This window comes from Sphingobium sp. FG125 (assembly GCF_057809795.1).
Genome location: NZ_JBMDKQ010000018.1, coordinates 34,145 through 46,857 on the forward strand (window position 1 = coordinate 34,145; position 12,713 = coordinate 46,857).

Here is a 12,713-nt window from a genome sequence, read left to right on the forward strand (position 1 = left end):
GACAGGAAAAAATGCGCCTCTGTCCCTTCTCCCCATGGGGAGAAGGATATGAAGCCTTACCGAACGCAGTGAGGTTAGGCGCAGTTGGATGAGAGGGTTCGACGCTAGAGGCGCGCGCGACCGGGAGGCTGGTACACCCTCACCCAGCTACGACTAGGCAGCAAGCTGCCAAGTCTGCGCATCCCTCTCCCTCAAGGGAGAGGGGGCAGGGGCACGCTCCCCGCCAAAAAAGAAGGCCCGACAATCGCGCTGGATCGCCGGGCCAATCGGGTCAGGCTGGGAGCCGCCCCGTAACTTGCGCCTGCCTCAGCCCTTTTTTTCGGGCGGCAGGGTGATCTTCACATCCTCGCCATTCTGGCCGGGGAAGTTGGTGAACATCGCGTCGATCAGATTGGGGACCAGATAGGTCAGCTTGTTGGACAGCGACCGTGCGCTCGCCTTGCCCTCGAACAGGCGGCGATTGTCGGCGGCGCGATCAATCTTCATGCTGAGGTCGCTGGTATAGACGGTGTAGCTCGACACGTCATTGAAGCCGCTACCGCCAAACAGCCAGGGGTCATAAAAGCCATAGCCCCATGGGCGACCCCAACGGCCACCCCAGCCACCAGGGCCGAAGCCGCCGCCCCAGCCGCCATAGGGACCGCCAAAGCCGGTCGAACGAATCTTCTCACGGCCATTGTCGACATCATAGGCGACACGGACGATCAAGTCAGCGCTGGCCGGATCGCTGGCCGCGACATAGCCGGTCTGGCTCAGCCGCTGGCCGACCAGTGCGGCATAATGGGAAAATTCAAGGCCGCCAGCCAGTTGCGGATTATCCGCGACGATCGTGAAGCTCTGGCCCGCAGGAGCCGGGAGCTGCTGGAAACGGGCGACGTCTGCCTTGAACGGGGTGGCGCAGCCAGAAAGCGCCGCCAGCGCCAGAGCGGGGGCCGCGAACATGCCGAACTTCTTGAAACGGGTCATTTTTCTGCGTCCTGTACCAGGCATGGAGCCTAATGAACTATGTGCGCCGTGCGATAGCAAAACGCAACTGAACATCATTTGAACGCACGAAGTAACCGAACGGGCGCAAAGCATGTTCTGTCAGGTCAGGGACGTTGCCGACCGGTCAGACCCGTCAGCGCATCAACCCCATCGCATCATAGGCCGCACGCAGAGTGGGTTCTGCCGCCGTCGCCGCCTTGGCCGCGCCCTTGTCCAGGATCGCGTCGAGCGCTGCATCCTCGGTGCGCAGCTCCATGAAACGATCGCGAATCGGGCGCAGCGTTTCGACCAGCACCTCGCCCAGCACGGGCTTGAACGCGCCAAAGCCCTTGCCGGCAAATTCGGCGCAGACCGCGTCGGTGGTGCGACCGGTCATCGTCGCCAATATGCCGACCAGATTGGCGGCTTCGGGACGTCCCGCCAGCCCTTCGGCTGTCTCAGGCAGCATGTCCTGATCGCTCTTGGCCTTTTTCACCTTGGCCATGATCGCATCATCATCGTCGGTCAGGTTGATGCGGCTTAGGTCGGACGGATCGGACTTGGACATTTTCGCCGTGCCGTCGCGCAGCGACATGATGCGCGCGCTTTCCTTGGGGATGATCGGCGCGGGCAGGGTAAAGACGTCTGCGCCGAAATCCGTGTTGAACTTGGTCGCGATGTCGCGGCACAGTTCCAGATGCTGTTTCTGGTCCTCGCCCACCGGCACATGGGTCGCCTGATAGAGCAATATGTCGGCGGCTTGCAGCACGGGATAGACGAACAGGCCGACCGACGCGCCTTCGCGGTCCTTGCCCGCCTTGTCCTTGAACTGGGTCATGCGGTTGAGCCAGCCGATCCGCGCGGTGCCGTTCAATAACCAGCAGAGTTCCGCATGGGCGGGGACGCGCGCCTGGTTGAACAGGACGGACCGGTCGGGGTCGATCCCGGCGGCGACCAGCGCGGCGGCCATGTCGCGCACGTTGCGGATTCGCTGTTCGCGCCCTTCATGCACGGTGATCGAGTGCATGTCGGCGAGGAAGAAGAAGCATTCGCTCTCCGCATCCATTTCGTCCTGCATCTTCACCCAGTTGCGGATCGCGCCCAGATAATTGCCAAGGTGCAGATTGCCGGTGGGCTGGATGCCGGAAAGGACGCGCATGGGTCGATTAACTCGCTTTGGGCGCACGGCGCAGGGCGCCACGCAATTCGCTGATACTATAGGCCCGGACGATCAGGGCCGCCGCCCCATAGACCAGACCGCCAATGCCGCACAACAGGCCAAGCGCGATGACGCGCTGGGTCAGGCTGCCCGCCATATAGGGATCGACCAGCGGATTGAGCAGCAGCAGCGCGCCGCCCATGATCGCGCTGGCGGCGATGATGCGCAGCGCCTTGCCCCGGAACCGCGCGTCCATCCGCAACTGGTCGCGGCGGTGGAGCAGCCAGTAGAGGATCAGCACATTGACCCAGGCGGCAATCGCGGTGGAGATCGCCACGCCGACATGGCCGAAGGGCCAGATCAGGGTGAGGTTGCCGACCAGATTGAACAGCATGGAGAATACCGCGACCCGCACCGGCGTCTTGGTGTCCTGCCGCGCATAGAAGCCGGGCGTCAGCACCTTGATCAGCACATAGGCGGGGACACCCAAGGCGAAGGCGGCAAGTGCGCCAGCCGCGCCGATCGTGTCGGTGGGCGTGAAGGCACCATGCTGGAGCAGCCCGCGGATCAGCGGCGTTGCCGACAGGCATAGCGCGACGGCGGCGGGGAGGGCCAGGAACAGCGCCAACTCCATCGCCCGGTTCTGGGTATGGCTGGCAGCCTGTTCATTGCCCGACCCGATCTGGCGCGACAGGGCGGGCAGGATGGCGGTGCCAACGCCAATGCCTATCAGGCCCAGCGGCAACTGGTTCAGCCGGTCGGCATAATAAAGATAGCTGACCGCCCCCTGTGGCAGGAAGCGGGCGGCAAGGCTGGTGGAGATCAAGAGGTTGAACTGGATCGCGCCCGCGCCCAGCGCCGCCGGGCCGATCAGCGCCAGCAACCGGCGCACCTGGGGCGACAGGCGCGGGCGCTGGAGCCGCAGCACCACGCCCGCGCGGCGGCAGGCCCAGATCAGCCACAATAGTTGCAACAGCCCGGAGACGGTGACCGCAATCGCCTGCGTATGCGCGGTCTCGATCGGGGTCGCGCCGCGAAAAAACACCACCGCGCCGATCATGCAGAGGTTCAGCAGCACCGGGGCGGCGGCATTGACCCAGAAACGGTCGAGCGAATTCAATATACCGCCGAGCAGCGAGACAAGGCTGATCAGCGCCAGATAGGGAAAGGTGATGCGGGTCAGCGTGACGGCCAGGTCGAACTTGGCTGGGCCGCCATCGGGGAAGCCCCCGGTCATCGCCCAGACCACCGGCGCGGCCAGCAGCATCATGAGCAGGGAAAAAAGGACCAGCACCGGGAACAATATCGACAAAATCTGCCCGGCAAAGGCGACCGCGACCGCCTTGCCACTGCCCGGTATGTCCTTGTCCCCTTCCGCCATCGTCCGGTTGAACATCGGCACGAACACGGCGGCAAAGGCACCCTCGGCAAAGAGGGCGCGGAACAGGTTGGGTAGGCGCCAGGCGATCAGAAAGGCGTCCGACGCCAGCCCCGCGCCCAGAAAGCGCGCTACAGCCATGTCGCGCACCATCCCCAATATCCGGCTGACCAGCGTCAGTCCGCCGATGGTGGAGGTGGCTCTTAGCAGGCCCATGGAAAAATCCCGCATCCCGTTCGGGCTGAGCGAAGTCGAAGCCCTCCCCTGAACGTAGAGAAGGGGCTTCGACTTCGTTCAGCCGGACCCTTCGACAGGCTCAGGGCGAACGGATGAGGTATCATGACGTTCAGGCGTGACCGGCAGGCTCGCCGACGGTCTGTTCCATCGCCTGCGCCTGCTGCAAATAGAGCGCGCCAAAATCGATCGGGTCGAGCAGCAGCGGCGGGAAGCCACCGTCGCGGATCGCGTCGGCCAGCACCCGGCGGGCGAAGGGGAAGATGAGGCGCGGGGCTTCGGCCAGCATGAAGGGCTGGACCTGATCCTCCGGCACGTTGCGCATCCCGAACAAAGCGGCATAGAGCAGTTCGACGGCAAAGGCGGTGCCCTGTGGCGCGACGGCCTTCACTTCGATCTTGAGCGAGACTTCCAGCACTTCTTCGCCAACCTTGTCGGCGCCGATGTTGAACTGGACGTCGATCTGCGGCTGGTCGGGCCACTGGTAGCAGGCCGGTGCGTTCGGATTCTCGAACGACAGGTCCTTCACATATTGGCTGATCAGCGCGATCTGCGGCGCGGTGTCGGCGCCATTGACCTGGGTGTTCACGGTGTAGTTGGTGTCGACTTCGTCGGCCATCGTCTGTCCTGGCTTTCCCTGTTGTCCGGCGGGCGGCAAGCCCCCCTTTGCGATGACCCGCGCGCTTAGCAGGGGCAGAAGGGCAGGGCAATGCCACGCCGCGTAACCCTTTATTTGAAGTTGCGTGCAAACATGCCTATGTTGGTGGGAACATTGTCCCCACACAAAGGGTATAGCCTTCCGTGTATGTGATTGTCATCCTCGCCATGATCGCCGGTTTTCTGGCGCTGCGGCTCTATTCCGTTCTCGGCAAGCGGACCGGGCACGAACAGGAGCCTGCGCTGCGCCCGGCGGAGGACCGCGCCAAGGTGACGGTCCTGCAACCGCGCCCCGCCACTGAAATGGCGGGCGATTCGGTGCGGCTGGCTGATGGACTGATCGCACCGGGCGCTGAAATGGGTGTTCGGGCGTTGATCGCCGCCGACCGCAGTTTCGACGTGCCGCAATTCGTCGATGGCGCAAAGAGCGCCTATCGCATGGTGCTGGAAGCCTTCTGGCGCGGCGACCGCGATGAGCTGGCCTGGCTGTGTGACGAAGATGTGCGCGCCTCGTTTGACGAGGCGATCGCTGCCCGTGAGGCGGAGGGGCATGTCCTCGACAACCGGCTGGTTCGCATCGAAAAGGCGCAGATTGTCGAGGCGTCGGTCGATGGCCGCATCGCCCAGGTCGCGCTGCGGTTTGAGGCCGACATCGCCGCCGTCACCCGTGACAAGGAAGGCAATGTCGTCGCCGGGTCGATGACCGACGCGGTCGGCACCAACGACATCTGGACCTTTACCCGCGACATTCGCAGCGCCGATCCCAACTGGAAGCTTAGCGAAACCGACGAAGCGTGATCGCGGCATGAGTTTCCGGCATTCGGCGGGCGCGCTGATCGCAGCGCTGGCGCTGTCCGCGTGCGCAGGCGGGATGATCCCGCCCTCGGCAAGCGGACCCGCTACGCCGTCGCGTCCTGTGCCGTCCGGCGAAGCGACGCGCCCGACCCCTGCTACGCCGCGCCCGACCCTGCCGGTCGAAATGCCTGCCGATCCGGCGCTGGATAGCAGCACTGCGGCGGGCCTTGGCGTGACGCGCGGTCCCGACATTGCCAGCCTGATACCGTCTGGCGAAAGGTCGCGGCTGGCGCTCGAAGCCTTCCGCATATCCTGCCCCACGCTGATGCGCCGCACCGACCAGAGCGGCCTGACCAAGGGGTCCGACTGGAACAATGCCTGCGCGGCGGCGTCGAGCTGGCCCGACGCCAGTGCAAGCGAATTTTTCTCGCGCTATTTTGAAGCAGTGCAGGTCGGCCCCGGCGCGGCTTTCGTCACCGGCTATTATGAGCCGGAAATCGCCGGATCGCGCACCCGCCAGCCCGGCTATGAGGTGCCGATCTATCGCCGCCCCACCGACCTGATCGACGTCGATCTCGGCCAGTTCAGCGACAGCCTGAAAGGTCGCACGATCCGTGGCAAGGTGTCCGGCACCAAATTCATCCCCTATAACGAACGCGCCCAGATCGTGGCGGGCGCATTGGCCGGTCGCGGGCTGGAGCTGGCTTATGCGGCTGACCCGGTGGAGTTTTTCTTCCTCCAGGTGCAGGGCAGCGGGCGGCTCAACCTGCCCGACGGCAGCGTCATGCGGATCGGCTATGACGGGCAGAATGGCCGCGACTATAGCGGCATCGGCAAGCTGATGAAGGATCGCGGCCTGATCCAGGCCGGGTCGATGCAGGACATCATGCAATATCTGCGCGCCAACCCGGTCGAGGGCGCGGGAATCATGAACGAAAATAAGAGCTTTGTCTTTTTTCGCGAACTGACCGGCGCAGGGCCGATCGGCGCGCTGGGCGTGCCGGTGACGGCGGAGGGAACGGTTGCCGCCGACCCCAAATTCGTGCCGCTGGGCGCGCCAGTGCTGCTCTCGCTCGACCGCGCCGAACCCAATGGCGTGTGGATCGCACAGGATACGGGCGGCGCGATCAAGGGGGCCAACCGCTTCGACAGTTTCTGGGGCGCGGGCGCGCGGGCGCGGGGCATTGCCGGCGGCATGTCGGCACGCGGCAGCGCGCTTGTGCTGCTGCCGATCGGCTCGGCGGCGCGCCTCGTCCGGCCCTGACCGGTCGTTCGATGGCGCGGCGGCACCTGTCCCCCGATGAAGCCGCGCTCTGGACCGCGCTGACCCGATCGGTGCGGCCGATCCGCCCCCATGGCCGGGTCATGCCTGCGCTGCCGAGCCAGCCGGTCGCGATCGCGATCAAAACAGGGTTAACGCCGCCCCCACGCTTGACCCCGGCCCCGACACCAAGTCGCACCCCCGCATCGGTGCTGGATAGCGGCTGGGAAAAGCGGATTCGCGGCGGCACGATCAACCCGGACATGAGCATCGACCTGCACGGCCACAGCCTGTCGGCGGCGCATGTGCGGCTCAATCAGGCGATTGCGTCGGGGCTGGCGCGGGACGCCCGCGTGCTCCTTATCGTGACGGGCAAGCCGCCCAAAAACGCGGCGGACGGGGCATCACGGCGCGGCGCGATCCGCGCGGAAATCGGCCATTGGCTGGAAACAAGCCCCTACGCCGACCGCATCGCCAGCGTCCGCGTCGCCCATCCGCGCCATGGCGGCGATGGCGCGCTTTACCTAGTTTTACGCCGGAAAAAATAACGGCTTTCGCGGCTTTCGCTGATCTTTTCTTAACCACCGTCCTTCATATCCAGCGGATCATGATCCTCTTTCGGGATCACTTGCGGGGGTAAGGAGGCAGATGCACGGCGTTACGTTGAAAAGCCGCGCTGCTGCCTTTGCCTGCGCCGCAGGGGCGCTGGTGTTCATTCTGTCGCTGGTGCTGGGTTACACGCCGGGCGCGCAGGACGACATCGTCCAGATTGGCCGCGCGCTGATCATCGCCATTCTTTGCGGCACGATGAGCTGGGCTTCCGCGAGCCGCACCATTGCGACGACTGCCACCGCGATCGACGCCGCCACCGAACGCCTGCTCGCCGCCGCCCATGGCGATCTCCAGTCGCGCGTGCCGCGCGAAATCGGGCTGGAACTGCCCGATCTGTCGGTCGCGCTCGAAAGCCTGTTCAGTCAGGTCCGCACCAATCTAGACCATGTCCAGGCGCTTGCCCTGTTCGATCAGGTGACGGGCCTTGCCAACCGCACCAGCTTCTGCCGTCAGGTCGAACGCCTGCTTGCCGAGCGCGAGGATGGGGGCATGGCCGCCCTGTTCTTCATCGATCTTGACGGGTTCAAAAGCGTCAACGACACGCTGGGCCATGCCGCAGGCGACCAGTTGCTCGCGCGCGTCGCGGGCCGCCTGCGCGAAGTGGTGATGGCGCAGATCGGCGCGGGGATGGGCGATGCGGTCATCGGTCGCCTCGCCGGTGACGAATTCACGATGTTCTTCCCCACTTTGTCCGGCCACAATGCCGCCGCTCGGATCGCCCGCGCCATCCAGTTTGCGCTGAGCGAACGGTTCGACCTTGGCAGCCAGCATGTCGATCTGGGTGCGTCGATCGGCATCGCCTGCTATCCCGACCATGGCGACACGCTTTCCACCCTGCTGCGCGCCGCCGACATCGCCATGTATCATGCCAAGCATGAGGGGCGCGGCCGTGCGGAAATGTATAGCGACGCGCTGGCGCTGGAGGCGTCCGACCGGGCCGATCTGGAGCGCGACCTGCTGCTGGCGCTGGAACGCGACGAATTTTTGCTGGAGTTCCAGCCGCAGATCGACGTCCTGACCGGCCGCGCGGTCACTGCCGAAGCCTTGGTGCGCTGGGCGCATCCCGAACGCAATATCGTCATGCCCGGCGCGTTTGTGCCGGTGGCGGAGGAAAGCGGCGCGATCGTCGCGCTGGGCGACTGGGTGATGAACCGGGTGTGCGAAACCGCTGCCCGCTGGTCCCGCGCCGGCATCCATCAACGGATCGCCGTCAATATCTCGACCCGCGAACTGGGGCAGGCCGATTTTTTCCTGCGCCTGCGCCACGCCATCGCCACGCATCAGGTGCCGGTAGGGATGCTGGAGCTGGAAATCACCGAATCGCTGGCGATGGAGATGGAGCCGCGCGTGCTGGACCAGCTTGCCGCGCTGCGCCGCGACGGCGTGCGCATCGCCATCGACGATTTCGGCACTGGCTATTCCAACCTGTCGCGGCTGAAGGAATTGCCGGTCGATCGGGTCAAGATCGACCGCAGCCTGGTGCGCGACATCGCGACATCGGCCGAAGCGCGAACCATCTGCTCCGCTGTCGTGGGCCTCATCCAGGGGCTGGGGATGGAAGTGGTCGTCGAAGGCATTGAGAACCAGGCGCAGATGGACATGCTGCGCGTCATCGGCTGCACCCTGTTTCAGGGCTATCATCTGGCGATGCCGACGGGTGAAGAGGATTATCTGAGCCGTTATACGGCGCAGCCCGCCGCGCTGGAGCGTGGGGCGGGATAGCTTCTCCTCAGCCCAACGCCCGTTCCACGACCAGCCGGTAAATCTCCTTCAGATCGCGCAGATCCTGCACCGCGACGGCCTCGTCCAGCTTGTGCATGGTCGCATTGTTCAGGCCAAACTCCACGACCGGACACAGGCGCGAGAGGAAGCGGGCGTCGGACGTGCCGCCCGTAGTGGACAGTTCCGCGTCCACGCCCGTCACCTGTCGAATCGCACCCGACACCAAGCTGGACAATGTACCGGGCGCAGTCAGGAAGGGTTCTCCACTGATCTTGGCCATCACCGTGCCGCCTTCGGTCGCCGCGATCGCGCTGATGCGGTCGACCAGCGACGCGCCGCTATGCTGGTCGTTGAAGCGGATGGAGATGCGCGCATTTGCGGCACCCGGTATGACATTGGTGGTCGGGTTGCCGACCTCCATGTCGGTTATCTCGATATTGCTGGGCTGGAACCAGTCGGTCCCTTCGTCCAGCACCAGTGCGTCGATCGCGGCGAGGATACGGACCAGGCGAGGCACGGGATTGTCGGCCAGATGCGGATAGGCGACATGGCCCTGCGTGCCTGCGACGTTGATCCACATATTGACCGACCCACGCCGTCCGATCTTCACCACATCGCCCAGCCGCGCGGACGATGTCGGTTCGCCGACGACGCAAAGGTCCGGGCGCAATTCGCGCGCCGCCATCCGTTCCATCAGCGCCAGCGTGCCATAGACTGCCGGGCCTTCCTCGTCCCCGGTGATGATCAGGCTGATCGTGCCGGGCAGATCGTCGGGCAGGGTGGCCAGCGCCGCGACGAAGGCGGCGATCGATCCCTTCATGTCCACCGCGCCGCGTCCGTAGAGCAGGTCGCCGCGTACCTGCGGCACGAACGGATCGCTGGTCCAGCCGGGACCGGGCGGCACTACGTCCAGATGCCCGGCAAAGGCGAAATGCGGCCCCGCGCCGGTAGTGCGCCACGCCAGCAGATTTTCGACCGGCCCGTCAGGTGCTTCTCCCGCGATGAAACGGTCCACGGTAAAGCCCAGGGGCACCAGCATATCCTCCAGCGCGGCGAACACCGCGCCGGTCGCGGGGGTTACGGACGGGCAGGCGAGCAGGCGCTGGGCAAGCGCCACCACATCATCATTGGCTCTGGTCATGGTCATGCCCCGGCGTTAGCGAATGGAGGACCGCTTGGCCAGCAGCAGGAGGACAGGTCATGCCCCGGATCGCGCTAGAGCATATCGTGCCGACCAACAGCACCGGCTATCCCGCCCCCCATGACGCGGCCGTGGCAGAGCGATGGGTGCGGCGACTGGGACCGGCCCATGGCCTGACCGACTTTGGCGTCAGCCATGTCGTGCTGAAACCCGGCGGCGCCTCCGCCCAACGTCACTGGCACGAGGATGAGGATGAATTTGTCGTCATGCTGGCGGGGGAGGCGGTGCTGGTCGAGGATGAGGCCCGCACGCTCATGCGCGCAGGCGATATGGCGGCCTTTCCCAAGGGTGAAGCGAACGGCCATCATCTGCTGAACGAAAGCGATGGCGATTGCGTGTTTCTGGCCTTTGGTCGTCCGCCAACGGGGGATTGCCATTATCCCGACATAGATCTGTTGTGGACGGGTGGCGGCTATCGGCGCAAGGACAGGAGCAGCTTTTGACGATTGCCATGGATCGCCGCGCATTGATGGCCGGGATGGGCGCATTGCTGGTCGCCGCCAAGGCACCCCCGGTTGCGCCGCCAGCGCTGGTCAAGCCGCCGCGTCTGCGTCCCGGCGACACGGTCGGGCTGATCGAACCGGCGGGCTTTACCGATGACGGGTTCGATCTCGATCTGGTGCGCGAAACGATCCTCGCCATGGGGCTGAAACCCAAGGACGCCCCGCATCTGGCGCAGCGCCATGGCTATCTGGCGGGCAAGGATGCGGACCGGGCGGCGGACATCAATGCCATGTATGCCGACCCGTCGGTCAAGGCCGTATTCGCGGTGCGCGGCGGCTGGGGGTGCGCGCGTCTGCTGCCCTATCTCGATTTCGCGACGATCCGCGCCCATCCAAAGCTGCTGGTCGGCTTTTCCGATGTTACCGCGCTGCATCTCGCCTTCGCGGCGAAGGCGGGCTTCACCACCATCCATGGACCCAATGCCGCGAGCAGCTGGGGCAAACTGTCCTGGGATGCATTCCGCGCCGTGGCGTTCGACGGGGCTACCCCGACCTTCGCCAATCCGCCGGGCATGGAGGAACGGCTGGTCCAGCGCACGGGCCGCATCCGCACCTTCCGCCCCGGCGTGGCGCGCGGGCGGCTGTTGGGCGGCAACCTCACCGTGCTGGCGGCGCTGATGGGGACTGGCTGGCTGCCTGACTTCACCGGCGCGATCCTGTTTATCGAGGATATTGACGAAGCCCCCTATCGCATCGACCGGATGCTGACCCAGCTGGCGCTGGGCGGCGTGCTGGGGAAACTGGCGGGCGTGGTGTTCGGCCAGTGCAGCGGCTGCACCGCCGCTGGTCCCTCCTATGGCGGCTTCACTTTGTCCCAAGTGCTGCAACAGCATCTGGCGCCGCTAGGCGTCCCGGCCTTTCAGGGCGCGCTGTTCGGCCATGTGGCCAATCAGTTTAGCCTGCCCGTCGGCGTGCAGGCGGAGATTGATGCGGGGGCGGGAACGATCCGGTTGCTGGAGGCGGGGGTGGTGTGAGTCATGGTCGTTAGAGGGTAGAAGCCGCGTCACCGTTCGTTTCGAGCGAAGTCGAGAAACGTCGCGCGCAGGTTTCTCGACTTCGCTCGAAACGAACGGATCATGGTGTAGTCATCGGGCCTTCCCCATCTCACGCAATCGCCAGCACACTGGTCAGCACGATCCGCACCAGTTCCGCCTGACCCCGCGCACCCGTTTTGGCATAGATTTTCTTGCTGTAATTGCGCGCGGTTTCCACCGTGATGCCCAGGTTCGCGGCGGCCTCGCTGATGGGGATACCCTGCGCGATCGCCCAGGCGAGTCGCGCTTCGCTCGGCAACAGGCTGAACAGTTCGACCAACTGTTCGCACCGGTCCGCCTGCGACCAGCGATCGCCGCTTAGATACGCAATTGCCACCGGGGTCGATCCCGCCGACACCGACCGTCCCCGGATCGGCGCCACCAATATGTCCATCCATGGATCACGGCTCAGGTTGATGGCGCGCGGGCGGCTGTCGGGATCAACCGCCATCTGTTTGACCAGCGCGGTCAGTTCGCGGTCTATCAGTGGCGACGCCGGGGTCAGCCGGTCATAGCGCCCGCGCCGCAGCACGTTGGTGCGCTGGAATGTTTGTTCGACATGGGCGGTCATGTCGATGATGCGGCAGCGCGCATCGAGCGTTAGCCAGCCGAAATTGAGTCGCCCAAACGCTTCAGACGTCAAGGTCGATCGCAACTTCTCCCGCTCCAGCGCGACGAAGGCGCGGAGAGCGATGCGCAAATGGGGTGCCAGCGCGGTCAGGAGTGCGCTGACCGCCGGCCCGATGGACCGCCCGCCCGCGCAGGTCAGCCGACCGTCCACGCCGCTGGGTTCGGTGACGCGGATAGAGCGCATGTCGGTTATGCCTTGGGGCAGCATGACCTCGCGGTGGAAACCGCTTTGGACCGGATCGTTCTGTTCCAGCAGTTCGGCCAGCGTATAGACCCGCGCTTCGCGCATATGGCGATAGGGGAAAGGGTCACGCCCATATTTCCCCACGAACAGAGCGTAGAGATCGGTCGGCGGCGGTGGCCCGGCATGCAGCTCGACGATCGCATCCTTGTCGACCGGGCGAAACACCAGCATGGTATAGACAGCGCCGGTGCGCAGCCGCAACTTTTCCAGGAAATCATGCCACAGCGGTTGCTGGAACATCCCCTCATGCAGTGCCGCCAAAAGTCCGCCATCATCCAGTCGCATGAGAGAAGTTCATACATCCTCCCATATGGGAG

Annotated in this window: 12 protein-coding genes; 6 read left to right on the forward strand and 6 right to left on the reverse strand. The window is 65.0% G+C overall.

Features of this window, described 5'->3' with window-relative positions; translation table 11 throughout:
- Positions 1-306: 306 nt before the first annotated feature.
- The 4 genes from ACODSR_RS15965 to secB form a co-directional block, all read right to left on the reverse strand.
- Entirely contained in the window at positions 307-966 is a 660-nt protein-coding gene (locus ACODSR_RS15965) for a DUF4136 domain-containing protein (RefSeq protein WP_489077627.1), read from the reverse strand.
- 154 nt (positions 967-1,120) lie between these two features.
- Positions 1,121-2,125: a tryptophan--tRNA ligase gene (gene trpS, locus ACODSR_RS15970; protein ID WP_489077628.1), complete on the reverse strand. Its 1,005-nt coding sequence runs from the start codon at positions 2,123-2,125 to the stop codon at positions 1,121-1,123.
- A gap of 7 nt (positions 2,126-2,132) precedes the next feature.
- Positions 2,133-3,719, reverse strand: coding sequence for a murein biosynthesis integral membrane protein MurJ (gene murJ, locus ACODSR_RS15975; protein WP_489077629.1), 1,587 nt, complete (start codon positions 3,717-3,719; stop codon positions 2,133-2,135).
- A 130-nt stretch (positions 3,720-3,849) separates the two neighbouring features.
- Positions 3,850-4,356 (reverse strand): protein-export chaperone SecB, encoded by a 507-nt coding sequence (gene secB, locus ACODSR_RS15980; RefSeq protein ID WP_489077630.1) that lies wholly within the window; start codon positions 4,354-4,356, stop codon positions 3,850-3,852.
- A gap of 182 nt (positions 4,357-4,538) precedes the next feature.
- On the opposite strand from secB, the gene ACODSR_RS15985 reads away from it, so the two are divergent.
- From ACODSR_RS15985 to ACODSR_RS16000, 4 genes are all read left to right on the forward strand, one after another.
- The gene (locus ACODSR_RS15985; protein ID WP_489077631.1) at positions 4,539-5,192 is read left to right on the forward strand and encodes a Tim44/TimA family putative adaptor protein; all 654 of its coding nucleotides are present in this window, start codon (positions 4,539-4,541) and stop codon (positions 5,190-5,192) included.
- A 7-nt stretch (positions 5,193-5,199) separates the two neighbouring features.
- The gene (mltA, locus tag ACODSR_RS15990; RefSeq protein ID WP_489077632.1) at positions 5,200-6,453 is read left to right on the forward strand and encodes a murein transglycosylase A; all 1,254 of its coding nucleotides are present in this window, start codon (positions 5,200-5,202) and stop codon (positions 6,451-6,453) included.
- Between the two features lie 11 nt (positions 6,454-6,464).
- Positions 6,465-6,998: a Smr/MutS family protein gene (locus tag ACODSR_RS15995; protein WP_489077633.1), complete on the forward strand. Its 534-nt coding sequence runs from the start codon at positions 6,465-6,467 to the stop codon at positions 6,996-6,998.
- 100 nt (positions 6,999-7,098) lie between these two features.
- Complete coding sequence (locus ACODSR_RS16000; RefSeq protein WP_489077634.1) at positions 7,099-8,784, forward strand: putative bifunctional diguanylate cyclase/phosphodiesterase; 1,686 nt, start codon at positions 7,099-7,101, stop codon at positions 8,782-8,784.
- A gap of 7 nt (positions 8,785-8,791) precedes the next feature.
- Here ACODSR_RS16000 and dapE read toward each other — a convergent pair whose 3' ends face one another.
- Positions 8,792-9,931 carry a succinyl-diaminopimelate desuccinylase gene (dapE, locus tag ACODSR_RS16005; RefSeq protein WP_489077635.1) on the reverse strand — a complete coding sequence of 380 codons (1,140 nt, stop codon included), beginning with the start codon at positions 9,929-9,931 and terminating at the stop codon, positions 8,792-8,794.
- A 53-nt stretch (positions 9,932-9,984) separates the two neighbouring features.
- Here dapE and ACODSR_RS16010 point away from each other — a divergent pair, with 53 nt between their 5' ends.
- Together ACODSR_RS16010 and ACODSR_RS16015 are read left to right on the forward strand one after the other, a co-directional pair.
- Positions 9,985-10,428, forward strand: coding sequence for a cupin domain-containing protein (locus ACODSR_RS16010; protein WP_489077636.1), 444 nt, complete (start codon positions 9,985-9,987; stop codon positions 10,426-10,428).
- A 26-nt stretch (positions 10,429-10,454) separates the two neighbouring features.
- Positions 10,455-11,462 (forward strand): S66 peptidase family protein, encoded by a 1,008-nt coding sequence (locus ACODSR_RS16015; RefSeq protein WP_489077679.1) that lies wholly within the window; start codon positions 10,455-10,457, stop codon positions 11,460-11,462.
- Between the two features lie 130 nt (positions 11,463-11,592).
- Here ACODSR_RS16015 and ACODSR_RS16020 read toward each other — a convergent pair whose 3' ends face one another.
- Positions 11,593-12,681 carry a helix-turn-helix transcriptional regulator gene (locus tag ACODSR_RS16020; RefSeq protein WP_489077637.1) on the reverse strand — a complete coding sequence of 363 codons (1,089 nt, stop codon included), beginning with the start codon at positions 12,679-12,681 and terminating at the stop codon, positions 11,593-11,595.
- Positions 12,682-12,713: the final 32 nt, after the last annotated feature.